The sequence below is a fragment of the Streptococcus parapneumoniae genome, from assembly GCF_037076355.1.
Lineage (GTDB): Bacteria > Bacillota > Bacilli > Lactobacillales > Streptococcaceae > Streptococcus > Streptococcus parapneumoniae.
Map to the genome: position 1 here is coordinate 1,588,645 of NZ_AP026968.1, position 24,979 is coordinate 1,613,623.

The following is a 24,979-nucleotide window of genomic DNA, read 5'->3' on the forward strand; positions in this document are numbered from 1 at the left end:
CTTCCTGAAACAGATTAGCTTGTTCTTAAGAATACAAACTTCAGTTGGTTGGGAGGTTTTAGATGACTTATTTACCCGTTGCTTTGACCATTGCAGGAACTGACCCAAGTGGCGGTGCTGGCGTTATGGCTGATTTAAAGTCATTCCAAGCGAGAGATGTCTATGGAATGGCCGTTGTGACTAGCCTTGTTGCTCAAAATACCAGAGGTGTTCAGCTAATCGAGCACGTTTCTCCTCAAATGTTGGAAGCCCAATTGGACAGTGTCTTTTCTGATATTCCACCTCAGGCTGTAAAAACTGGGATGTTGGCAACTACCGAAATCATGGAAATCATCCAACCCTATCTTAAAAAACTGGATTGTCCCTATGTCCTTGATCCTGTTATGGTTGCTACAAGTGGAGATGCCTTGATCGACTCAGTTGCTAGAGACTATCTCAAAACAAACTTACTACCTCTAGCAACGATTATTACGCCAAATCTTCCTGAGGCAGAAGAGATTGTTGGTTTTTCAATCCATGATCCTGAAGACATGCAGCGTGCTGGTCGCCTAATTTTAAAAGAATTTGGTCCTCAGTCTGTCGTCATCAAAGGTGGGCATCTCGAAGGCGGTGCCAAGGATTTCCTCTTTACCAAGGATGACCAATTTTTCTGGGAAAGCCCAAGAATTCAAACCTGTCACACCCATGGTACTGGATGTACCTTTGCTGCAGTAATTACGGCTGAACTAGCCAAGGGCAAGACTCTCTATCAGGCAGTTGATAAGGCCAAGGCCTTTATTACGAAAGCCATCCAAGATGCTCCGCAACTCGGTCATGGTTCTGGCCCAGTCAACCATACAACTTTTAAAGATTAAGAAAAAACTCTCTAGTTCCCACTTTAAGGGAATTAGAGAGTTTTTATACTCTTCGAAAATCTCTTCAAACTACGTCAGCTTCCATCTGCAACCTCAAAACACTATTTTGAGCTGACTTCATCAATCTTATCTAAAACCTCAAGGCAGGGCTTTGAGCAACCTGCGGCTAGCTTCCTAGTTTGCTCTTTAATTTTCATTGAGTATTAGTTAGGAAATAATGTCATCCAGCTTTGATAAAAAGGCTTGGGTTTTTGCCTCAATATCTTCTGCCTGCATCAGATCGCGTACGACTGCTACTCCAGCTATACCCGTGCCGATAAGTTGGTCAATATTCTCTGAAGTCAAGCCTCCAATAGCAACTACTGGAATGGCAACCGTTTGGCAAATTGTTTTCAAGGTCGATATCAGAGTGATGGGCGCATTTTCCTTGGTGGTAGTTGGGAAAATGGCTCCTGTACCCAAGTAATCTGCACCTGATTTCTCCGCTTCCAGAGCTCTTTTAACCGTTTTAGCGGTGACACCGAGGATTTTGTCAGGGCCCAAGACTTGTCGGGCAACCGAAACTGGTAATTCATCATCTCCGATATGCAGACCTGCTGCATCGACTGCAAGACAGATATCCAACCGATCATCGATTATCAAGGGTACCTGATAGGCATCTGTTATTTCCTTGACTTGTTTTGCCAGTTGATAATATTGATTGGTTGTGAGATTTTTTTCTCGTAATTGGACTATGGTAACCCCTGAACGGCAGGCTGTCTCAACCTTTTCAAGAAAGCTTTCCACGGAATCTTGATAGCGATTGGTTACCAGATATAGTCTAAGTGCTTCTCTATTCATAAACATCTCCTTTGATGGCATCTAACCAGTTTTTATCTCTTCTTAGAAGCGAAAGCTGATTGAGTACTCGGTAACGAAATTCTTCCAATCCCATTCCTTGAACAACTATTCTCTCAGCAGCAATGTTAAGATAAGAGACTGCTAAGCAAGAAGCTTCAAAACCAGTCTTTCCTTGGCTGAGAAAAACGGCTGTTAAGGCTCCAACCAAATCTCCTGTCCCTGTTATCCAGTCTAATTCTGCACAGCCATTTCCCAGTACAGCAACTTGATTCTCCGAAACGATGAGATCTCTGGAGCCTGTGACTAAGAATGATATACCAGGATAGGTCTGACACCAGTCTTTCAAGACTTGAAGTAAATCCTCAGTTTCTTGGTCTTTAGCACTCGCATCGACCCCAACGCCGTGATGTTTTAATCCAACAAGACTTCGAATTTCTGACATGTTTCCTTTAAGGACCGTAGGTCTATAGTCTAAAAGGTCTTTAACTAAGCTCTTACGAATGGGCGACGCTGATACACCAACCGCATCTACTACCATTGGGAGAGAAACTTGAGTTGCATAAGAAGCTGCCATGCGGATTGCTTTTTCCTTCTCAGCTGACAAATGCCCTAAATTGATGAAGAGAGCCTGGCTTTGCTTAGTAAAATCAAGAACCTCACGGGGATCATCTGCCATGACAGGTTTGCATCCCAGAGCCAAAATCCCATTTGCCAGCATCTCACAAGAAATCTCATTGGTAATACAGTGAATGAGGGAACTAGAGCCTATAGGAAAAGGGTTTGTAAATGCCTGCATCAGTCTATCCTTTCAGCAAAGAAATATCCCTGCACTTTTTTAAAGAATTCCTGCTTGATTAAAAATCGAAAGGCAATAAAGGAAATCGCTGTACCAATCAAGGTCGCTCCGAAAAATCGAGGCGTGTAGATAAACCAGCTAAGCTTAGCAGCCGATCCTGTAAAGAGTACCATAACAGGATAGGAAACAATAGAACCAATAATACCTGTTCCCAAAATTTCTCCTAGAGCGGAATAATGAAATTTTCGACCATACTTATAAAAGAAACCTGCAAGGAGGGCTCCAAAAGTCGCTCCTGTGAGAGCTAAAGGTGGAATCCCTTGAGTAGTCATACGGATAAAGGCTGTCACTGTAGCCATAACCAAAGCATAAACAGGTCCCATCATGATTCCAGCTAGAATATTGACTACACTGGACATCGGTGCCATTCCCTCAATTCGAAAGATAGGCGTAAGGACTACATCAAGGGCAATCATCATAGATAAAATGGTTAATTTGTGAACTTGTAGTTGGTGTTTTCTCATATTCCTATTCTTCTCCTTTTTCTAAAGACTGTAAATCGCTCTTCCATGTCTGGTGTTGGTAAGCCATCTCCCAAAACTTGGCTTCCATGTGAACACTGATGTGGAAGGCATCTAGCATTTTTTTCTTGTCTGTCTCGTCACTTTCTCGATAGAGCTGATTGACCAGCGCTCCCTCCTCTCTGATCTGTTGCTCTAACTCATCCGTAATATAAGTTTCAATCCATTGTTGGTAGAGAGGATTTGGTGATGGTTTAAGATTAAGTGATTTCCCTATATCATGGTATAACCAAGGACAAGGAAGCAAACTTGCAAAAGCGATGGCTAAGTTTGGCTCTGCAAATTGACGATAAATGTGCGAAATGTAATGATAACAAGTTGGAGCGATTGGATGTTGCTCCATTTCCTGGTCGCTGATTTCCAATTCCTTGAAAAATTGTTGGCGGATAAATAACTCACCCTCCACTAAACTCTGAGCATTTTGTTTCAAGAGTCTTTTCATCTCTTGGTTTGAAGTCTTATCAGCCAAAAGGTGATAGATTTCTGAGAAGGCCTTCAGATAGTAGGCATCCTGAATCAGGTAATAGCGGAAAATGGCAGGTTCTAAATTTCCCTCTTGCAACTGTAAAACAAAGGGATGATGAAAGGAAGCCTGCCAAGCTTCCTTGGATAATTCCATCGCAATATCTGTAAATTCCATAATAACTCCTTTATAAAAATAGACTGGTTTGAAGCAATAAAAAGAACAGCAGGTAGATGAATAGTGTCCTTTGAGGAATATAAAAAGTCCGATAGCTATTCTCCACCTGTGCATGTTCGTCATATCCATGCGCCGATAAGGCTCTCAGGTAAAGATGGCGCCACCTAAAGACTGTCATCAGAACCTTGCTGTAAATCAAGGGCGACCAAAAATGCAGTTCTTGACCACGTAATAGGCAAGCTTCTTTTAGGGACTTGATTTCTTGCTGAATGAGGGGGAAGGAATTGAATACCACAATCAAGGCATAGGACCAAGAGCGTGATAGCCCCTTTTGAGCCAAGTACAAGAGAAGCTCTTTTAGTGAAATAGAGGAAATAAAGACAAGTCCGATACAAACGGTCACAAAGGCCCTCGTTCCAAGTATGACTGCCTGCGAAGCATCCCCATGTAACTGAACTGCCCAGTAGTTGGCAAAGGATGGCAAAATGGCAATCAGAATCATCCAAACCAATACTTTAAATCGACGGCAATAGACCATAAAGAGAATACAGAATGCGACTACCGAAAGATTCAGAGCAATCGAAGGAATGAAAGATGTTTCCAAGGATAAAATCAGCAAGAAGAGACTGATAATCGGTGTCTGGGTTGCTACTTTGACCATACTATCTCACCTCCCCTTGGATATTGCTACTCTGAGATGTAAGTGGTTTGGTAATTGTCACTTCTTTCACATGACTGAGCCCCTGACTAGTCATCTCAATCCAATAATCAACCACAGAGATCAAAGGATCTAAACGATGGCTAATGATCAGAAAACTTCTTCCTTGATTGCTCTCCTCCACAATCCACTGACAAAAATAATGGCAAGATCTATCATCCAAACCTGCAAAAGGTTCATCTAGCAAGATCACAGAAGCCTTGCTGGTCAAGATGGTCAAGAGCTGAAAAATCTTTTGCTGGCCACCACTTAATTGATAGGGACTCTTATCAAGAGCCTGCTCCAGATCAAAATATTGTAAAGCTTGGAAAATTCGCTGATTTCTTTCAGAATCAGGTCCATCTAATTGAAGTTCCTCTCGCAGACTGACTCGGATAAACTGTTTCTCAGCTTCCTGAACAACACCCGTCAGGTCACGGTACAAACTCTTTTTCTTTTTCAGGACTGTCCCCTTCCAGGTAATGCGCCCCTTATACTTTTGAAATTGAAGAATAGACCGAAAGAGGGTTGATTTCCCGACACCATTATCACCCAAGATACAAGAAATTCCTTGGTAGAATGTAAAATCCGCAATCGAAAAGAGGGAGCGCTTATCCAGCTCACAAGTCATTCGATCCATATGGAATAGTTCTGGACTAGAAGCAACATTCTTTGAAGAAATCTGTGTCATCTCAGAGGAAGGGATTTGAAACACTTCCCTTAGTTGTCCGTCTCTTAGCTCCACCATATGGTCGATATAGGCTTCATAATCAGATAAATCATGGTCGCACAAAATAACTGTCTTCCCATTAGAGACCAACTCTTTTAGAATCTCCAATATCTCTATCCTACTCTTGCGATCAATGGAAGCAAAGGGCTCATCTAATAGATAGACCCTAGGATTCATAGCAAAGAGAACAGCCAAAGCAGCCTTTTGCTTTTCTCCACCTGATAAGTGATGGATGGGACGGTGCAAGATGTCCTTGCAACGACATTGCTGGACAACCTCTGCTATTTTAGAATCAATTTCCTGAACGGGATAGCCGATATTCTCCAAGGTAAAAATCAGCTCCTCAAACAAGCTCTCCATGGTAAATTGATGATTGGGATTTTGAAAGAGAATGCCAACCGTCTGGACACGTTTGACGATAGAAAGCTGACTGACCTCGCTCTCATCTATCAGAACTTGACCGCTATAGGGAAGAGAACTGACTTGGGCAATCATTTGAAAGAGACTCGATTTTCCAGAACCACTGCTCCCAACTAACAAGGTAAAGGCTTGCGCATGAAAAGTAAAATCAATCGGCTCAAAGAAGATTGGGGACTGAATCTCCCGTAATTCCAGCCCCATCTATGCCTTTCCTCCAGTTGCAAACTGATGATAGAGTTTGACAATGGCACGAACCAAAATGGTACAGAAGAAATAAACAGAAATAAAACGTACCACAAGCAAGGAAAGGACAAACGGAAGTGAAAAGGCGTAGTAACCTAACTTAATGTATTCATAGATAAAGCTAACAAGCGTAATCCCAATACTATTAGCAGTTAGAGAGAGCCAACTTTCATAGCGATTTCTAGTTACGATAAAACCAAGTTCACTTCCCAAACCTTGAACCAAGCCGGACAAAAGGGCACCTAGACCGAATTGGCTACCATAAAGGACTTCAGCAAGCGCAGCTAGCACTTCTCCAATCGTTGCACTTCCGACTCTCGGAACAAAGATGGCAGCAATGGGCGCAGCCATACACCAGAGTCCAAAAAGGATTTCATTGGCAAAAGCCTGTAAACCAAGAGGTGTTAAGAGTAGGCTGAGAATATTATACACATATCCTGAACCAACGAAAACCCCACCAAAAAAGATAGACAAGAAAGCAAGCAAGATAACATCTTTTAACTGCCATTTTTTCAACATAAAAAAACTCCTTTTTTAAAGAAAAGTGGGGTGCTCAAGGTGAGCTACCAAAAGGCTTTATAGCACCTTCATCCAGTTTCGTAAAAGAAAAAACTCTAATTACAGATAGGAATTAGAGTTTAGCTTACAAGATTAGACCGTTCTTTTCGACATACGAAAAAAACTTTTCACATTTCCCTTCGCCAGTCTTAACTGTATCAGGTTCAATGGGTATCATCTCAGCCTAAAGCACCCCAAATGTCTTTATTATTTAATTGTATGATTATTATAACACACATTTTATACTAGTTCAAGAAATTGAACTGGAAATACAGCCTTGCACTCACAAAGACAGCAGATCTTTCTTTTGCAAAAACCAAATGTCTTGTTTGATAGATTAGCTATTTAAACTGAATCTGGACATATCTTTTTAGAAAAGGAAAACTTCCACTTACTTAGAATCCAAGGATAGATACCTATTGTTCACTCATTTCTCGAACAGTTTTTTCTATATTTTTTGCATACGATATTGCTGAAATGATTGAAACACCGTCAACATTGGTCTTCATAATGTCTTTAATATGTTGCGTCTGTATCCCACCAATTGCAACTAAGGGCATTTGTGGCAATAGTTTTCTCATCAATTTAAGACCTTCATAACCTATAGCGCCACCAGCATCATCTTTTGACTGGGTATCAAATACAGGACCAACACCAACATAATCTACATATTCAACTTTTGACTGTTGAAATTCTTTCTCGTTTTTTATAGAAAGACCAATTATTTTATCTGGCATCAATTTTCTAATTTCATCAACTCCAAGGTCATCTTGTCCTACATGTACGCCATCAGCGTCAATTTCCATCGCCAAATCAATATCATCATTAACAATAAACGGAACATTGTATTTTTTACAAAGATCCTGTAGTTTAATTGCTAATTTAACTTTTTCTTTACCTTCCAGGGCTCCCTCACCTTTTTCACGGAATTGAAATAAGGTTATACCACCTTTTAAGGCTTCCTCAACGACTGTATATAGATCTTTTCCTTGGCAAGTAGTCGTTCCACAAATAAAATATAGTTTTAGTAATTCTTTATGAAACATCTTACTTCACTCTTTTGAATTTCTTTACATCTTCATCTGAAATCTCGTATAAGGCATTCATAAATTCAACTTTAAATGTTCCAGGAAGATGTCCATTTGGACGTTTTTCTGCCATTTCTCCAGCGATATTGTAAACCAACATTGCTGTTTCTAATGATTTCAATTCTTGACCTTTTTCTAGTCCGATAAAGCTTGCTACCACTGCCCCTAATAAACATCCTGTCCCAATGACTTTTGGCATCATGGCACTACCATTATGAATCGTTACCACTTCTCCATTAACAGCAATCGCATCAACTTCTCCAGTCACTACTATTGGAATATGAAACTTAGCGTTGGCTGCTAGAGCAATCTCATCAATATTATCCACACCAGCACTATCTACTCCTTTAGATGCCACATTTATACCTACTAAAGAAGCAATCTCTCCAGCATTCCCCCTAATCGCAGCTAGTCTGTAATTGTTGATTAAATCATCTGCTACTTTTTTTCTATATTCTCCTGCTCCACAGGCTACAGGATCTAAAACTGCTGGGACATTATATTTCTCTGCAATTTTCAGAGCAACTTGGTATAATTTCCAATTATCATCCGTTAAAGTCCCAATGTTAATCAATAATCCTCCAGCATATTTTAATAAATCTTCTAAGTCTGCTGGGTACTCGCTCATAGCTGGTGAGGCACCCAGTGCTACTAATCCATTTGCTGTGAAATTTTTTACTACATCATTGGTTATGCAAATGACCAAAGGTGCTTTTTCTTTTAATAATTTTAAACTTGTCATATTGAATTCCTTTCTTTTCACTTTATACGATCTATTGATTTCGATTTATCTCTATCTTTTGTTAAGAAATTTTTTTCATTTACATTGAATGATTTACCTCATCAAATTTGTAACTATCCTAAACCTTCTCTAGGCGTCATAACCAATATCAAAAAAGGCTAATTCTAAAGCGACCGCTTGATTCCAGCGTTGCTGAAGTTCTGTCAAATCTTCTCGACCTTTCCCGACACGATTGAGTTCGTCAACCAGAAATTGAACCCACTCTGCAAAGAAAGGACCTCTGTGGAGATTGATCCATTCCGAATGAATATAGGCTTCAGGTAGAGCCAAATCTTTAGAACCCCAATCTAAATAGAGACCTTCTGCAATGACCAGCATGACCAAAAGATGAGCATAGTCTGATGATGACACAGCAGAATACATAAGCTCCTGAAAGGCTTTTGTTACAGGGTGCAAGCTCACTTCCAGATAGTCATTCTCAGATACTTTTAGCTCTTTGAAAGCCTTTTGGAAATAACCATCTTCATCTGCTTCAAGAAAGCCTAGTTGCTTGGCAAAACGAAGCTTGGATTCAAGCTGGTCTGCGTGAGCTACGCAGGCACCCAGCATGGATAAGAAGGCATCAAAGAAGTGATAATCTTGAATTAGGTAGTCTTTTAAGACCTTATTCTCAATTGTCCCTTCAAAAAGTTCCTTGACAAAACGATGATTGATTGCAGCCTGCCAATCCTTCTGACTATTTTTTAATAATTCTCCAACAGTCAAACCTGGCTGAAATGCATAAACCTGTGTTTCCATATTTATTTTTCCTCTCTTTACTCCTTAGTAATCAATAAAATACCAAGAGATACCAAGCAAAATCCTAGTTTCACTTGATCCTTTTAAAGAACATCGAGGGCATTTACAGAGAGCTACCTAAACAAGCCTATCCAGTTTTATATAAACAAAAAAACTCCAATTACAATCAAGAATTAGAGTTGACTTATGAGATTAAACCGTTCATTTCGCCATACGAAAAAAACCGTTCACATTTCCCTTCGCCAGTCTTAACTGTATCAGGTTCAATGGGTATCATCTCAGCCTAAAGCACCCCAAATGTCTTTATTATTTAGTTACTGCACCAGTATAGCAAAAAATGAAAGCCCTAGCAAGATATTTGATTAGAAAATATATTTGTATTGTTTTTAATGGTGATTTATTCTTCCTATAGACGAAGAAAAACCTCCACATTATGTGGAGGCAAGCTGTTTTATCAATACAATTTTAAGTCACGTGGGTCAACTGGGAAGGTTGGGTTGTATGGGTTGTGACGGAGTTTGAAATGTTTGACATCTTCAATGGTCTGAGTTCCAGACAATTGCATGACTGTCTTCAATTCCGCATTCAAGTGTTCAAAGACTTGGCGCACACCGATACTACCACCGAGAGCCAAGCCATAGATGACAGGGCGGCCAATAGCTACCAAGTCTGCACCTGAAGCCAAGGCTTTAAAGACGTGTTGACCACGACGAACACCTGAGTCAAAGACAATTGGTACGCGTTTGTCGACTGCTTCTGCTACTTCTTGAAGTGAGTCAAAGGCAGCTGGTCCACCGTCGATTTGGCGACCACCATGGTTGGTTACCCAGATACCAGAAGCACCTGCAGCAAGCGAACGTTCAACGTCCTCACGGCATTGTGGGCCCTTGACATAAACAGGAAGTCCAGAGTATTCAGCGATAAATTCTACATCTCGTGGAGATAGGCGTTGTTTAGCTGATTTGTAAACAAAGTCCATTGATTTTCCAGCACCTTCTGGTAGGTATTCCTCAACAATCGGCATGCCAACTGGGAAGACAAAACCATTACGCTTGTCCACCTCACGATTGCCCCCCACAGTAGCGTCTGCCGTCAAGACAATCGCTTTATAATCTTCAGCCTTCACACGGTCCATGATGTGGCGGTTGATACCGTCATCTTTGCTAAAATAAAATTGGAACCAGTGAGGTGTCCCTTGAAGGGCTTCTGTAATTTCTGGAAGATCTACAGTAGAGTAAGAGCTAGTTGTGTAAAGAGATCCAAACTCATGCACACCACGCGCAGTCGCCACTTCACCCTGTTCGTTTGCTAATTTATGAGCTGCAACAGGCGCCATAATGATTGGTGAAGACAATTTTTCACCTGCAAATTCAATCTCTGTACTTGGATTTTCAACATCACAAAGAGTATGAGGAACGATGAGTTTGTGGTTAAAGGCACGAATATTCTCACGTAAAGTGAAGGTATCTTCCGCCCCACTAGCGATATAGCCAAATGCTGCTTTAGGAATCACTTTTTGCGCCATTGGCTCCAAATCATAGGTATTGATGAAATCTACATGACCTTCTGCATTGCTTGTTTTGTATGACATAAAATGCCCTCCTTGATTAAGTAAGCGTTTGCTTTTTACTATACAACTATAATAACTCTTTTTTCAATCATTTTCAAGAGTTTTGCTTAAAAACCATCTTATTTTTTCATACAATATACTATCCTTACTTTCCTTAAACTCTAAACTTTAGTCTATATTAAGTGAATCGTTGAGATCTTTTGCTGCCAGGCATTTGAACTACTTTTTTATTTGCTGATTCTATCTACTAATGCTATAAAAAACAAGTGAATAAGACACCAGAACATCCTCTAATAGGGCCTATGGACTTATAGCAGTCCCATATATACTGTTTAAGCAAGATACTATCCTAGTTGACGCTAACTTCCTATCCCACTTATTAATTTTTATTTATAGTGAATCTGAACAAATCAATTGGGGGATCCAAGTCAATTTCTAGTACTTTTTGAAAAGTTTCAGCGTACTATCGTAAAATGAAATAAAACATGCGCAAATTGATTAGGGAATTTAAACCAATTTCTAACAATGTCTTAGAAATCAAAGTGTACTATTTCAACTTCAATACACTATACTTCATTTTCTCCTTAAATTCAGTCTCTTTTTTCATCAAAAAATCCCCTGGCAAGTACCAGAGGATAAGAGCTTATTTCATTGTTGGGAAGAGCAATACGTCACGGATAGTAGTTGTATCAGTGAGGAGCATGCAGAGACGGTCGATACCGATTCCCAAACCACCTGTTGGTGGCATACCGTATTCAAGGGCCTCAATGTAGTCATAGTCGATGCCGGTCGCTTCATCGTCACCAAGTTCTTTGGCTTTAGCTTGGGCTTCAAAACGGCTAAGCTGGTCGATTGGATCGTTGAGTTCAGTAAAGGCATTACCGTATTCCTTAGTCATGATGAAGAGCTCGAAACGGTCAGTAAAGCGTTGGTCTTCAGGATTTTTCTTAGCCAGTGGAGATACAGCTACTGGATGTCCATAGACAAAGGTTGGTTGGATCAAGGTTTCTTCAACAAACTCTTCAAAGAAGGCATTGATAATGTGACCAACCTCAGTGTAGTGTTTCTCAACTGGAACTTTCTTCTCAGCAGCGATAGCTTTAGCTTCTTCCAAAGTCATATCTTGCCAGAAATCGACACTAGTAATTTCTTTGATAGCATCCACCATATGAACACGTTTAAATGGTTCGTTGATTTTGATTTCAGTTCCTTGGTAGTTGACTGGGCCGTCGCCTTTGACTGATTTAGCAGCATGTTGGATAATGCCTTCCGTCAAGTCCATGATGTCTTGGAAGTCTGCATAAGCTTGGTAGACTTCGATAGAAGTAAATTCAGGGTTATGAGTGGCATCCATTCCCTCGTTACGGAAGATACGGCCGATTTCATAGACACGTTCCATACCACCGACGATAAGGCGTTTCAAGTGAAGCTCAGTCGCGATACGAAGCACCATATCAATGTTTTGGGCATTGTGGTGGGTGATAAATGGACGGGCAGAAGCACCACCAGCTTCGTTGTGAAGAACAGGTGTTTCCACTTCAAGGAAACCTTTTTGGTCAAGGTAACGACGAATTTCAGAGATGATTTTTGAACGAGTGACAAAGCGTTCAAAGCTTTCACGATTCGAAATCAAGTCAAGGTAACGTTTACGGTAAATGGTTTCAACGTCTGTCAAACCGTGGAATTTCTCAGGAAGTGGGCGAAGTGCTTTAGACAAGTGAGTGATGTGAGTAGCCTTGATAGAGAGTTCTCCCATATCCGTACGCATCACTTCACCTTCGACACCAAGGAAGTCACCAAGGTCTGCTTTTTTGAAGATTTCATAGTTTTCTTCACCGACAGCATCCTTACGAACGTAGATCTGGATTTGACCTTCGCGGTCTTGAAGGTGGGCAAAACCTACTTTACCTTTACCACGTTTGGTTACCAAGCGTCCTGCGATAGTAGCTGTTTCGTTTTTATCGTGTAATTGTTCTTTATCGAGGTCGGCATATTTATCTTTTAATTCTTGTGAATTTGCAGTACGTTCAAAGCGTTTTCCGAAAGGATCGATTCCTTGTTCACGGAGCGCAGCCATTTTTTCACGGCGAACGATCTGCTGGTCATTTAGTTCTTCCATATGTTCTGTTGACATGGGATCCTCCTAGTTTTACTCAAAATTGAATACGATGAGTCATTTTTTGCGATACTCCCATTTTATCATAAATAAGCAAGAAATTCACGGATAATCTTTCAAAACTAAAAAGAACTTGACGCTAAAATCACTGAAAAGACTGGGATAAGCAAGAAATTCCAACATCTCAGAAAAGGAAATCTGACCATGTTTATGGATTATACTTTAACCCTTGTAACTTTCATGACGTGTGCTACTTTTTATATAAGAGCAAGCCAAGCAAATCTAAAACTTAAACAATTGACGTAAAAAACATTAACAACTTGAATCTTGTCATTCATACACCTGATATGACAGAATAGTATAATTTTTAACCTTTTAGTCTTTTGATTTTTTACACCTCTTGCCAATTCTCTTGGTCTTCTTTAAAGCGTTTTAGGAGATCCAAGCCTTCTGGTGTGATATAGCCTTCTTCTTGGGCTAGATGGATAAGCTCGCTATAGTTTGAAAGTGTTACCAATTTCACACCAGCATCCGCAAAGTTCTTATCTGCTTTTGGCAATTGATAACTGAAAATCGCCACAACACCAAGAACTTCAGCTCCTTCTCGCTTAGCTGCGGCTACGGCTTCAAGAACAGAACCACCAGTTGAAATGAGGTCTTCAACCACTACCATTTTTTGACCTTGAGCTACACGGCCTTCAATTTGATTACCAGCTCCGTGGTCTTTTGGTTTGCTACGGATGTAGGCAAAAGGCAAGTCCATCTTATCAGCAATGATAGCTCCGTGTGGAATCCCTGCTGTCGCAGTTCCTGCAATCACTTCTACATCTGGAAAGGCTTCTTTGATAGCATCCACAAAGCCATTTTCAATTAGGGTACGAGTTTCTGGATAGGCAAGAGTTACACGGTTATCTGTGTAAAACGGCGACTTGATACCAGATGCCCAAGTAAAAGGCTCCTCTGGTTTGAGGTAAACGGCTTGGATTTTCAAGAGGTGGCTAGCGATATCTTTAGCAAGTGTCATGGTCTTCTCCTTTTATTTTTCTAATCTAGTTCTTTAATTCCAGTTCTGTGTCCATTCATCCTTGATGGCATAATAAGCTGCAACAGGATCCTCAGCTTGGGTAACGGGACGTCCCACTACGATATAGTCACTACCGATTTGATAGGCATCTGCTGGCGTCATCACGCGTTTTTGGTCTCCAACAGCAGCTCCCTGAGGACGAATGCCCGGTGTCAGACAGATAAAATCTGGATTGGTGGCCTGCTTGATGACTTGCACTTCCTGAGCCGAGCAAACAACACCATCCAAACCCGCTTCAGCTGTCTTCTTGGCATAGTGAATCACTGACTCTTGCAGACTGGTTTGGATGTTTTGAAACTCCTGCATCTGAGCTTCTGATGTTGATGTGAGCTGAGTGACAGCGATCAATTTGGCTTGACTTCCAAGACCTTCACGCGCAGCCTTCATCATCTCTACACCCCCAGCAGCATGAACATTGGTCATGTCCACACCAAGCTGAGACAAGACCTTCATAGCTGACTTGACTGTATTAGGAATGTCATGAAGTTTAAGATCCAAAAAGACACTATGCCCCAAGCCTTTCAAGTAAGATACAATCTCAGGCCCTGTTGCGTAATAGAGCTCCATCCCTACCTTGAGATAAAGGCTTTCTTCTGCTGGGAAAAGAGCTAAAAATTCCTTGACTGCCTCAAAACTAGGAAAATCAAGAGCAATAACTGGACGATGTTCTCGCATAGGTTTCTCCTTTTACCTTTGCTAGTGAGAGAGTCTGACCACAAGAAGTCACGAAAAAAGGAACCTGCCAACAGCAAGGTTCCACGAAAAATGGGTAGTCTCCACCCTTTCACCGTCTAACCTTAGCTGCCTCTCTGGACTGCTTTAAAGGTTTTCTATTATTCTATTATTTCTACTAGCACTTGTCAAGTAAAAACATGGAAACTAAAGGGCTATAGGAGAAAAGCTAAACCTAACGACGCGATGAACGCTGATTTGTTTGATTTCGATTGCTCTCTTCCTCTTGTTTTTTCTGTTCTTCTTCTAAACGTTTACGTTCTTCTTCCTGCTTTTTCTCGGCTTCCTTAGCCTCTTGTTTGGCTTTTTCCTCAGCCTCCATAATTAATTTATCCGCCACAGTGTAACTGTAAATTCCAGCTTCCATGTCGACCACACTTGGTTCTGACAATTGTGGCTTAATCTTGCTGTAATAAGGCAATTTCTTACTCATTTCAGAAAGGGGAACCAAGATTTCGTCCGAATCATTCATGGTCAATCGAATTAAATCGGAAGTCACCTTGCTTGGGGCTAGTTCCACCTTTTGGATCTCTGCCTTGAGTTCTGGGCTAATTTGAGCAAGTTCTGAGACAAAAGCCTTGATTTGTTCGCTGTCATTAAAGAAAACTGATATATAAGTTTCTGGCAGACTGACCAGGCTCACAGAACTAGTCTCAAGCTGACCGCTGGAAAGAATAGGATAATGATTTTCACCAGAAACATAGTAGGCCACAATATCGTATTCCTTGACCTTGATAGTGAACTTGGTTGGAAATTGATAAACAAGCTGAGCTGATTCAACCCAATAGTTAGACTTAATCTGCTCTTCATATTTTGCCTTATCTAGCAGAAGGTTAATCGTATAATCCGAATCCTGAATGCCTGAAGCCTGTCGAATATCATCAGCCGTAGTTTGCACTGTTCCCTCAACACGGATATCCTTCATAGTCGCATAAGGGCTGAGCAAGTAGGCAGAGACAATCAATAAAAGCAGACTTGGAAATAAAATCGTTAAGGCTCGTAAGATATGGATGCCAGGAATCTTTGCTTTGGCTGTTTTTTCCTTAGTAGCCTTTTTAACAAGCTTTTTATCCTGTTCCTCCTTCTCTTTAGACCCTGATTCTTCTATCTCTTCTTCCTCTTTGTCAGCCTCTGAGGATGCTACTTTTTCGTCAGACTCTCCCTTAGCTGATTCTGGGTCTTTTGGATCAAATTCACTCTTCTGGTTCTCAGTTTCATCTGACTCTTCGGATTTTGAAGCCATTCGAGCTTGTCTTTCCTTTTCCTTCTCCTCAGCTAAGGCTGCCTCTTCTTCAGCCTTCTTTTTTAGGTATTCTTGGTTTCGTTTCTGCCATTCTGATAACTCTTTCAATTCTTCGAGGATTTCTTTGCCCTCATTTTTCTTATCTTTTGACATTTACTTTCCTTATGATAAATCTTTTTTCAACAATTGATAAAAATCTGCTAGAGATTTCAATTCCTTTGAAGCCTTCATCTTGGCTTGGTAATCTTCCTTGTGACTTAGTAAGTGAGAAAGCTTCTCTTCCAAACTATCCAAGGTCAAATCGCTTTCTTGAAGCTCTTCTGCATAGCCTTTTTTTACAAAGTAAGCTGCATTTTCAATCTGGTCACCACGACTAGCTTCACGACCAAGTGGCACAATAACATGCAATTTTGCCATGGCCAAGAGCTCAAAAATCGTATTGGCACCACCACGTGTCACAACAATATCAGCCAATTCCATCAAGGGTTGATAGAGATTGGTCACGTAGTCGACACGAAAGAGATTTTGGCTCAACTCGTTCAGACTAGAATCTCCAGTTAGATTGATAATATTGTAGCGTTCTGTCAGTTCTTTCTTATGGTCTGTCACCAATTGGTTAAAGACACGAGCGCCCGCAGAACCACCGACAAACAATACAGTTGGCAATTTAGGATTAAAGTGGGTTTGAATATCCACCAATTCATCTGGTTCTGGATTTTTTTGGTCTGAAACCTTGGTAACTGCTCCCACATGCTCGACCTTAGACAAACTTGAAGCTTGTTCGAAGGTTGAATACATCTTCGTCGCAAATTTATAGGCGATTTTATTGGCCAATCCCATAGACAGGTCCGATTCGTGAATAAAGACTGGCACTCCTGACACACGCGCTGCGATAACAGGCGGCACTGAGACAAATCCTCCCTTTGAAAAAAGAGCTTGTGGACGAAGTCGCAACATGATAAAGAGCGATTGGACAATTCCCCAGCCAACTTTGAAGACGTCCAGCATATTTTGCCAAGAGAAATAGCGACGCAATTTTCCAGTTGCAATGGAATGGAAGGTGACATCCAAGCCCGACTTGAGGATTTCTTGGTGTTCAATACCACGCTTGTCCCCGATATAGTGGACTTCCCAACCATCTTCGATGAACTTGGGCATTAACAAAAGATTGAGGGTGACGTGTCCAACCGTCCCCCCACCTGTAAAGACAATTTTTTTCATATTATTCCTTTAACTCCGCTACTGTGTCGATAAAGAGGTCGCCACGTACTTCAAAGTTAGCATACATATCCCAGCTGGCATTGGCAGGACTGAGAAGAACCACGTCTCCTTGAGTCGCAAGTTCATAGGCCTTGCGGGTCGCATCAGCAATATCAGTCGCATCCACATAAGACACACCAGCCTTGTCTGCTGCCCGTTTGACACGTTCTGCAGACTGACCAAGGATGACCATCTTCTTGAGTCCAGTAATATCTGGAACCAGTTCGTCAAACTCATTGCCACGGTCCAAACCACCTGCAATCAAGACAACCTTGCTGTTGTCAAATCCTGACAATGCTTTTTGAGTAGCCAAGATATTGGTTGACTTACTGTCGTTATAAAATTTAACACCCTTGATTTCATCCACAAATTGGAGACGGTGTTTGACACCACCAAAGGCTGAAAGAGTTTCCTTGATGGTTTGATTGTCTACACCACGAAGCTTGGCTACAGCAATCGTCGCAAGAGCATTTTCCACATTGTGGCTACCTGGAACACCGATTTCATTCGCTGCCATGACCACTTCACCACGGAAGAAGAGCTGACCATCTTCCAGATAAGCTCCATCAACCTTTTCCTGTGTTGAGAATGGTACAACGGTAGCTTGTGTTTTTCTTGCCAATTCTTTTGCCAAGTCTTGGTTAAAGTTCAAGACAAGGAAATCAGCTGCTGTCATCTTGTTCTGGATATTCCACTTGGCTGCTACATATTCCTCAAAAGAACCGTGGTAGTCGATATGAGTTGGCATGAGGTTGGTAATAACCGCAATCTCAGGATGGAATTCTTGAACGCCCATGAGTTGGAAAGAAGAAAGTTCCATAACAAGAGTGTCCTTGTCTGTCGCTGTTTGAGCAACCTGACTGGCAGGATAGCCGATATTTCCTGATAAAAGACCATGTTGCCCAGCAGCAGTCAAAACGTCCCCAATCATAGTCGTTGTGGTCGTTTTTCCATTTGAACCTGTGATACCGATAATGGGCGCTTCTGAAATCAAGTAAGCCAATTCCACCTCAGTCAAGACTGGAATACCCTTTGACAATGCCTTTTCAATCATGGGATTGCTGTAAGGGATACCTGGATTTTTTACCATCAGAGCAAACTCTTCATCCAAGAGTTCCAAAGGATGGCCACCTGTGATAACCTTGATCCCTTCTTCCAGCAAACTTTGGGCAGCTGGATTGTCCTCAAAAGGTTTCCCGTCATTTACTGTCACAATAGCGCCTAGCTTGTCCAACAAACGAGCTGCAGATTCACCAGACTTGGCCAAACCTAAAACAAGTACTTTCTTATTTTTAAATTGATCTATTACTTTCATGTCTCAAACTCCATTTCTACTCTTACTATTTTACCATTTTTATGGAAATAAAAAAGCCACAAAGTGTGTTTGTGACTCTTTCTTCTAACTGATACTCTTCGAAAATCTCTTCAAACCACGTCAGCTTCGCCTTGCCGTACTCAAGTACAGCCTGCGGCTAGCTTCCTAGTTTGCTTTTTGATTTTCATTGAGTATGAATCTTGCCATATCACCTATGTGATAAATCGGTAACTCGAATGACTTGGTCCACTTGCTCCCAAATCAGAGGATTGTGGGTCGCAATAATAATGGTTCGATTCGGATTTTTTAGAGATTCTAGGATGGAAAGTAATTCCTCAGAGTTTTTGGGGTCTAGTGAAGCGGTTGGTTCATCTGCGAGAATCAAAGGTGGATCCTTTAAAATTATCTTCGCTAGTGCAACACGTTGTGCTTCTCCTCCTGATAATTCAAATATAGGTTGCTTTAAATCTAAATAAGAGAGGTTAACACGGTTTAGAGCTTGTTTCATCAAAGAAATTTTCTCTTTTTCTTTCAACTTTTTACCAACTAAACCCAGATTGAGGTTCTCTTTGACGGTTTGGCTTTCAATTAAGCCAAAATCTTGAAATAGGTATCCTAAGTAATCTCTAAAGAAAACAGAAGGCTTGATGTCCTTAAGAGAAGTACCATCATAGATGATTTGTCCTTTGTCATATGGCTCTAATCGTCCAATCATATTCAAGAGTGTTGTCTTACCGCAGCCACTTGTACCGATTAAGGCATAAATTTTCCCACCTTCAAAATGAAGATTGGTATCTGAAAATAGCTGACGGCTTCCAAATTTTTTAGATATATTCTTTAGTTCAATCATCCTATTTTCCTTTCATAATTGTCATAGAAACACGAGATTCTTTATGGGCTTGACGGTAAAGCGTCAAAACTGCACTAGCTAGAAAGACTAATAAAGTGAGCAAGCCAATCACCAAGTCTCGACTGCTTAAAATAAAGAGACTAGCACCAAATACAAAACTGGCAAATTGGCTAACCATATACTGAGCATGTGTTTCAAAAAATCGTAAACCTGAAATTCGTTTAATCAAGATATCTCGGCGGAATTGCTCGAAATATAGAAGATTGACAGAATAAAAGAGTAACAAGGAACTAGCTATTCCAACAATAGCTCCTAGGATTAAAGTTGCTGTTTCAGTTTGAACTTCATTATAACGAGTTAGATAAACACTTCTTCCTTCTTTAAGATAGGATACTTGCTCATAAATCCCAGCTTTCTTTAAGAGTTCTAGCCCACTCTCATATCCTTTGATAAAGAGTTGTTTTCCAGCATTGATAGACCAACTAGATTTGGAAATGATACTATCACCTGTAGATGTTGGAGTAAATACAACTAAAATTGGATCGGTTAAGTACTGGATGGATACTGGGCTTTCACCGTTATTATAAATAAATCGCTTCTCTCCAGTTGGAAGATAGCTAACAATCGCTCTCATTTCATACTCTAAAGGAGCACTTGCCTCCTCACCAGATTTTCCATAATAACTCAATCTTTCTTCAAAAACTTTCTTAAGTTCTGCTTCTCGAGAGCGCAAATGTTCTGGGAGCAAGAGGATAAACTCACCTTTTTGGAGATGGGCTAACTTCTGTTTGGTCTCAGCATCTACCACGACCTTTTCCTTATCCAAATAACTTGGACTGACATAGAGAACATTAGCATCTGGACTATAGGTATCCAGTGTCTCTCCCTGTTCATTTTTTCCTTGAGGATTTGCAAAATGAATGAGATTATCTTTTACAAATAGAGCCTGTTCTTTTTCAACTGCTTCTTTGGAAAATTCATACCACTTATTCAGATTTTCTGTATCTTTTCCTCTATCACCTAAGCCAAAAGAAATTTGATAATAATCTGCTCTATCCTTCCATGCTTGTTTTGAAATTTCAAGTTCTTTCAATCGTTGGTAAGACGTCAAGCCTGTCTTAACAGCGTAGCCTACTGTAAAAACAGCTACTAACTGACACAATAGGGTTAAAGCCATCAAGCGTTTAAGGGGTAATCTCCCCTTAATAACAGGAACTAATGCTTTATAACTCAAACTCATTAGATAAAGGAGCATTAGTAAAATTGAAATACCCAATAAAAACAACAGATAGAAACTAATCCCAAAACCATAGGTGGCTAACAAGATAGGATAAAACAAACCTTGACTAAAAAGAACGACTCCCCCACCTAGGAAGGAAAGGAGGGCTGATAGAAGGAGCCATTTGATATCAGTAGATAATGAATGCCCCATAATGGATAAGAGAGTCTGACCAGAAAAGAGTTTTATACCTGCTGCTCTCATTTCCTTAATCCGAGTGATAATCACTAAAGCAAAGAAAGATAAGCCAAATATTGCTAAACTAATTAAAATAAGGGGATTTAGTAACATTCGAAAAGCAAGAGAATAGGGAGGTGTCTTTCGGTCAGCAATTGCTTTATAACCCAAATCTCCTAATTTATCGGCAAGCTTTTCTTTTGTCAAGGAGCCTGATAAAAGGAGATAACTATTTAGTGGATCACTACGTTCACGACTTTCTTGACTAGCTTCTTGGAATTCTTTTGGTAAAGTTCCCTGACCATAAGTTGCATAAGTAAAGTGAGTTGTCCCATCCTTACTCGGCTCTACAATTCTCCTAGCTATTAAACTCTGTTCTGAGTTTGCAAAATTCTCCAATTCCTGTTCAAATACCTCACGCGTCGGCTCCTGAGTATCCTTTTTGACACGAAGTAAGGTGACGGAATCATAGCTTGCATACAAATATTGTGGAGCACGTAAGACAATAATCCAAACAAGGAAGAAGCTGAGAAAAAAAGTTGATAATAATATGAATAGTTTCTTCATAGTAGACTCCTTGTAAACAAAATTCCCCCTGTAATTTCTTACAAGGGGAATTATCTAAGAAAACTAAATATTAGTCATAGTCATAGTAAAATGATACTTGTTCCCCAAATTTAGTCCAAATCCAAGCCTCTGAAGTTTTCCCTGCAGGTGCTTCTCCTTTATCTGAATGACTATCCCATTTACTTACAAGAGAAGAATAATGATATTTTTTACCATGATAGTAATTTGAAAAAGCCCAACCACCTCCTGAACCTTCTCCATATGTCCATACTCCTCCATCTGGATATTGTACAGCAGCTGATGCAGCTCCCAATAATGTAAAGCTTGAAATAAGAGCTAGAGCAAGTAATCTATGTTTTTTTGTTTTCATTTTATTTTTCCTTTCAAAAAAAGCACACCCTGAGCAACAATGCAACAAAATAAATCCTCCTCTCTCTTTTTTGAAACCGATTTCTTATATAATAAGAATAGCATTTTTATTATTTGTTGTCAAGGAAAAAATTGAATTTTTTAGATATTTTACTATATCACCTATATGAATAATATTTTTATGTTACCTATATGAATAATATTATATAGTAGTTTTATTTCAAAATAATATGCAACCAGTACTAACCAAATATAAAATAGATGTCATTAACGAATTTTATTCCAGTTTTTCCCATTCATATTATCCAAGCAAAAGAGATGATGTTATAGTAAAAAACAATTCAAACTATTGTAAAATTCCTACCAAAAAAAGAGAGCCGAAACTCTCTTTTTATCTTCTTTTACTTTTTTTGACTGGCATGAGTGTGATGTCTCTCACACTAAAGTAAGCTAGGATTAACATGGCTATTGCTAGGAACATTTCTGTTGGTAATTGAAAAATTTTCAGAAAAGATAGAGCCAACAAAATTAAGAGTGCCACTAAAATACATACCATAGCGACGATATTGACTGTCCCTTTAATGCTTTCTGGTGTCGCAAATACATAGAGTAGGAGCAGTAAAATCCCTAGGACTAAATAGACCATCTTTCTCTCTTTCTAGCTCTTATTCAGCTGATTTTTTCTTCTTGTTAGCTTTCTCACGCTCTGCTTTGTTAAGGATTTGTTTACGCAAACGGATAGACTCAGGCGTTACTTCCATGTACTCATCGTCGTTCAAGAACTCAAGAGACTCTTCAAGTGTCAAGATACGAGGTGTCTTGATAACAGCTGTTTGGTCCTTAGTAGCTGAACGAACGTTAGTCATTTGTTTTGCCTTAGTGATGTTAACTGTCAAGTCATTTTCACGAGAGTTTTCACCGATGATCATTCCTTCATAAACCTCAGTACCTGGGTTGACAAAGATCGTACCACGTTCTTCGATAGACATGATGGAGTATGTTGTAGCCTTACCAGCATCGATAGAAACAAGGGCACCACGGTGACGACCACCAATTTCACCTGGAATCAATGGCAAGTATTGGTCAAAGGTATGGTTCATGATACCGTAACCACGAGTCATTGACAAGAACTCAGTTGAGTATCCAATCAAACCACGCGCTGGAACAAGGAAGACCAAACGAGTTTGACCATTACCAGTTGAAATCATATCCAACATTTCACCCTTACGTTCAGAAAGGCTTTGGATAACAGACCCTTGGTATTCTTCTGGAGTGTCGATTTGAACACGTTCAAATGGTTCGCATTTAACACCATCGATTTCTTTTACGATAACTTCTGGACGAGATACTTGAAGTTCATATCCCTCACGACGCATTGTTTCGATAAGGATTGACAAGTGCAATTCTCCACGTCCTGAAACAGTCCATTTATCTGGTGAATCAGTTGGGTCAACACGAAGGGAAACGTCTGTTTGCAATTCTGCCTGCAAGCGTTCTTCCACCTTACGAGAAGTCACCCATTTACCTTCTTTACCAGCAAATGGTGAGTTGTTGACCAAGAAAGTCATTTGAAGAGTTGGCTCATCGATGTGTAGGATTGGAAGAGCTTCGACTGCATCTGTCGGAGTAATGGTTTCACCGACAAAGATATCTTCCATACCTGAAACGGCAATCAAGTCACCTGCTTTTGCTTCTTGGATTTCACGACGTTCCAAACCAAAGAAACCGAAAAGTTTTGTAACACGGAAGTTTTTAGTTGTGCCGTCAAGTTTAGAAAGGGTAACTTGGTCCCCAACCTTAACAGTACCACGGAAGACACGACCGATACCGATACGCCCAACAAAGTCGTTGTAGTCCAAAAGTGACACTTGGAACTGCAAAGGCTCATCTGAGTTATCTACTGGAGCTGGGATGTGGTCGATAATTGTGTCAAAGATTGGCGCCATAGTCGCTTCTTGGTCAGCTGGATCATCTGACAATGAAGAAGTTCCGTTGATCGCTGAAGCATAGACCACTGGGAAGTCAAGCTGGTCGTCATCAGCCCCAAGCTCGATGAATAGTTCCAAGACTTCGTCCACTACTTCAGCTGGACGAGCTGATGGTTTATCTATTTTATTGACAACCACGATTGGGACAAGGTCTTGTTCCAAAGCTTTTTTCAATACGAAACGAGTTTGTGGCATTGTTCCTTCGTAGGCATCTACGACCAAGACAACACCGTCAACCATTTTCATGATACGCTCAACTTCTCCACCGAAGTCCGCGTGTCCTGGTGTGTCCATGATGTTGATACGAGTTCCGTTGTAGGCAACGGCTGTATTTTTAGCAAGGATGGTAATTCCACGCTCTTTTTCGATATCGTTTGAGTCCATAGCACGCTCAGCCAATTCAGTACGTGCATCAAGCGTTTCTGATTGTTTCAATAATTCATCAACGAGGGTTGTTTTACCGTGGTCAACGTGGGCGATAATCGCAATGTTACGGATATCTTCTCTTAATTTTGTCATGATTTCCTCTATAGTATTCAAAATTTATTTTCTAACTGAACGATTATACCATATTTTCAAGTAAATAACATAATTCAAGCAAGTGTAAATGTTTTCACTCCGCTTTTCTTTTCACGTCAAGCCTTTTCAAAGCAAGCGACTTATGATAAGATAGGCACAGTATGCGTTTAGATAATTTATTAGCTCAAGAAAAAGTTAGCCGAAAGGCCATGAAACAAGCCTTACTCAAAGAGGAAATTCTAGTCGATGGTCGCCCAGCCCGCTCCCTAGCTCAAAATATTGATACAGGACTACAAGAACTCCTTTTTCAGGACCAAATCATTCGAGGTTATGAGCACACCTATCTTATGCTTCATAAGCCTGCTGGTGTCGTTACAGCCAACAAAGACAGGGAACTTCCGACCGTCATGGACCTCCTTCCGCCTGACATCCAATCTGACAAGCTCTATGCCGTCGGCCGACTGGACCGAGATACGACAGGACTCCTCCTCTTGACTGACAACGGTCCCTTGGGCTTTCAGCTCCTCCATCCCCAGTATCATGTCGATAAGACTTATCGAGTTGAGGTTAATGGACTTCTGACGCCTGACCATATCCAAGCCTTTCAAAAGGGAATTGTCTTTTTAGATGGCACTATCTGTAAACCTGCAAGATTAGAGATTCTATCAGCAAGTCCTTCCCACAGCCAAGCCTCCATCACCATTTCAGAGGGGAAATTTCATCAGGTCAAGAAAATGTTCCTCTCGGGTGGTGTTAAGGTGACCTCCCTCAAACGAGTTCAATTCGGTGATTTTACATTAGACACAGAACTAACAGAAGGCCATTACCGTCCTTTGAATCCAGAGGAATTGGAAATCATTAAAAATCACTTAGAGAAAAGTGGATAAAAGAAAAAAGCTTTATGTTTAAAGCTTTTTGTTTAT

24 protein-coding genes and 2 riboswitches are annotated in these 24,979 nt (G+C 40.5%); of the genes, 2 read left to right on the forward strand and 22 right to left on the reverse strand.

Annotated features, from left to right (window positions below; genetic code table 11):
• The first annotated feature begins 62 nt into the window (after positions 1 to 62).
• A complete protein-coding gene (thiD, locus tag SP4011_RS08240; protein WP_050242366.1) occupies positions 63 to 854 on the forward strand; it encodes a bifunctional hydroxymethylpyrimidine kinase/phosphomethylpyrimidine kinase in 792 nt (263 codons plus the stop codon).
• Between the two features lie 207 nt (positions 855 to 1,061).
• Here the strand turns inward: thiD and thiE (SP4011_RS08245) are convergent, their stop codons facing one another.
• From thiE (SP4011_RS08245) to typA, 22 genes are all read right to left on the reverse strand, one after another.
• Entirely contained in the window at positions 1,062 to 1,694 is a 633-nt protein-coding gene (gene thiE / locus SP4011_RS08245; protein WP_050242365.1) for a thiamine phosphate synthase, read from the reverse strand.
• On the reverse strand, positions 1,687 to 2,490 hold the full coding sequence (locus SP4011_RS08250; RefSeq protein WP_338618739.1) for a hydroxyethylthiazole kinase: 804 nt from the start codon (positions 2,488 to 2,490) through the stop codon (positions 1,687 to 1,689). The genes thiE (SP4011_RS08245) and SP4011_RS08250 overlap by 8 nt, the downstream gene beginning before the upstream one ends.
• Positions 2,490 to 3,014 carry an energy coupling factor transporter S component ThiW gene (gene thiW / locus SP4011_RS08255; protein WP_333503311.1) on the reverse strand — a complete coding sequence of 175 codons (525 nt, stop codon included), beginning with the start codon at positions 3,012 to 3,014 and terminating at the stop codon, positions 2,490 to 2,492. The genes SP4011_RS08250 and thiW overlap by 1 nt, the downstream gene beginning before the upstream one ends.
• Before the next feature lie 4 nt (positions 3,015 to 3,018).
• Positions 3,019 to 3,711 carry a thiaminase II gene (gene tenA / locus SP4011_RS08260; protein ID WP_333503310.1) on the reverse strand — a complete coding sequence of 231 codons (693 nt, stop codon included), beginning with the start codon at positions 3,709 to 3,711 and terminating at the stop codon, positions 3,019 to 3,021.
• Positions 3,712 to 3,721: 10 nt separating this feature from the next.
• Positions 3,722 to 4,372 (reverse strand): energy-coupling factor transporter transmembrane component T, encoded by a 651-nt coding sequence (locus SP4011_RS08265; RefSeq protein WP_333503309.1) that lies wholly within the window; start codon positions 4,370 to 4,372, stop codon positions 3,722 to 3,724.
• 1 nt (position 4,373) lies between these two features.
• Complete coding sequence (locus tag SP4011_RS08270; protein WP_333503308.1) at positions 4,374 to 5,759, reverse strand: ABC transporter ATP-binding protein; 1,386 nt, start codon at positions 5,757 to 5,759, stop codon at positions 4,374 to 4,376.
• Complete coding sequence (locus SP4011_RS08275) at positions 5,760 to 6,320, reverse strand: ECF transporter S component (protein ID WP_050108240.1); 561 nt, start codon at positions 6,318 to 6,320, stop codon at positions 5,760 to 5,762.
• Positions 6,321 to 6,477: 157 nt separating this feature from the next.
• Positions 6,478 to 6,566, reverse strand: a riboswitch (TPP riboswitch).
• A gap of 209 nt (positions 6,567 to 6,775) precedes the next feature.
• The gene (gene thiE / locus SP4011_RS08280; RefSeq protein WP_218764486.1) at positions 6,776 to 7,405 is read right to left on the reverse strand and encodes a thiamine phosphate synthase; all 630 of its coding nucleotides are present in this window, start codon (positions 7,403 to 7,405) and stop codon (positions 6,776 to 6,778) included.
• 1 nt (position 7,406) lies between these two features.
• A complete protein-coding gene (thiM, locus tag SP4011_RS08285) occupies positions 7,407 to 8,189 on the reverse strand; it encodes a hydroxyethylthiazole kinase (protein ID WP_338618741.1) in 783 nt (260 codons plus the stop codon).
• Between the two features lie 129 nt (positions 8,190 to 8,318).
• Entirely contained in the window at positions 8,319 to 8,987 is a 669-nt protein-coding gene (locus tag SP4011_RS08290; protein WP_338618742.1) for a TenA family protein, read from the reverse strand.
• 217 nt (positions 8,988 to 9,204) lie between these two features.
• Positions 9,205 to 9,293, reverse strand: a riboswitch (TPP riboswitch).
• Positions 9,294 to 9,441: 148 nt separating this feature from the next.
• Positions 9,442 to 10,578, reverse strand: a complete 1,137-nt coding sequence (lctO, locus tag SP4011_RS08295) for an L-lactate oxidase (protein WP_338618744.1) — start codon at positions 10,576 to 10,578, stop codon at positions 9,442 to 9,444.
• A gap of 622 nt (positions 10,579 to 11,200) precedes the next feature.
• On the reverse strand, positions 11,201 to 12,691 hold the full coding sequence (lysS, locus tag SP4011_RS08300) for a lysine--tRNA ligase (protein WP_338618745.1): 1,491 nt from the start codon (positions 12,689 to 12,691) through the stop codon (positions 11,201 to 11,203).
• A gap of 373 nt (positions 12,692 to 13,064) precedes the next feature.
• On the reverse strand, positions 13,065 to 13,697 hold the full coding sequence (gene pyrE / locus SP4011_RS08305; protein ID WP_338618747.1) for an orotate phosphoribosyltransferase: 633 nt from the start codon (positions 13,695 to 13,697) through the stop codon (positions 13,065 to 13,067).
• 33 nt (positions 13,698 to 13,730) lie between these two features.
• Positions 13,731 to 14,432, reverse strand: coding sequence for an orotidine-5'-phosphate decarboxylase (gene pyrF, locus SP4011_RS08310; protein ID WP_218764483.1), 702 nt, complete (start codon positions 14,430 to 14,432; stop codon positions 13,731 to 13,733).
• 232 nt (positions 14,433 to 14,664) lie between these two features.
• Entirely contained in the window at positions 14,665 to 15,885 is a 1,221-nt protein-coding gene (locus tag SP4011_RS08315) for an FtsQ-type POTRA domain-containing protein (RefSeq protein WP_112443451.1), read from the reverse strand.
• Positions 15,886 to 15,894: 9 nt separating this feature from the next.
• Positions 15,895 to 16,953 carry a UDP-N-acetylglucosamine--N-acetylmuramyl-(pentapeptide) pyrophosphoryl-undecaprenol N-acetylglucosamine transferase gene (locus SP4011_RS08320; RefSeq protein ID WP_060627867.1) on the reverse strand — a complete coding sequence of 353 codons (1,059 nt, stop codon included), beginning with the start codon at positions 16,951 to 16,953 and terminating at the stop codon, positions 15,895 to 15,897.
• Position 16,954: 1 nt separating this feature from the next.
• Complete coding sequence (gene murD / locus SP4011_RS08325; protein ID WP_338618749.1) at positions 16,955 to 18,307, reverse strand: UDP-N-acetylmuramoyl-L-alanine--D-glutamate ligase; 1,353 nt, start codon at positions 18,305 to 18,307, stop codon at positions 16,955 to 16,957.
• Between the two features lie 208 nt (positions 18,308 to 18,515).
• A complete protein-coding gene (locus SP4011_RS08330) occupies positions 18,516 to 19,157 on the reverse strand; it encodes an ABC transporter ATP-binding protein (RefSeq protein ID WP_000571283.1) in 642 nt (213 codons plus the stop codon).
• 1 nt (position 19,158) lies between these two features.
• Entirely contained in the window at positions 19,159 to 21,180 is a 2,022-nt protein-coding gene (locus SP4011_RS08335) for a bacteriocin-associated integral membrane family protein (protein ID WP_338618752.1), read from the reverse strand.
• Positions 21,181 to 21,250: 70 nt separating this feature from the next.
• Positions 21,251 to 21,550, reverse strand: a complete 300-nt coding sequence (locus SP4011_RS08340; RefSeq protein WP_262081734.1) for a lactococcin 972 family bacteriocin — start codon at positions 21,548 to 21,550, stop codon at positions 21,251 to 21,253.
• Between the two features lie 390 nt (positions 21,551 to 21,940).
• Positions 21,941 to 22,195: a DUF3165 family protein gene (locus tag SP4011_RS08345; protein WP_050253188.1), complete on the reverse strand. Its 255-nt coding sequence runs from the start codon at positions 22,193 to 22,195 to the stop codon at positions 21,941 to 21,943.
• Positions 22,196 to 22,214: 19 nt separating this feature from the next.
• Positions 22,215 to 24,056 carry a translational GTPase TypA gene (typA, locus tag SP4011_RS08350; RefSeq protein ID WP_000164111.1) on the reverse strand — a complete coding sequence of 614 codons (1,842 nt, stop codon included), beginning with the start codon at positions 24,054 to 24,056 and terminating at the stop codon, positions 22,215 to 22,217.
• A 161-nt stretch (positions 24,057 to 24,217) separates the two neighbouring features.
• On the opposite strand from typA, the gene SP4011_RS08355 reads away from it, so the two are divergent.
• Positions 24,218 to 24,943: a pseudouridine synthase gene (locus SP4011_RS08355; RefSeq protein WP_173217703.1), complete on the forward strand. Its 726-nt coding sequence runs from the start codon at positions 24,218 to 24,220 to the stop codon at positions 24,941 to 24,943.
• Positions 24,944 to 24,979 lie beyond the last annotated feature (36 nt).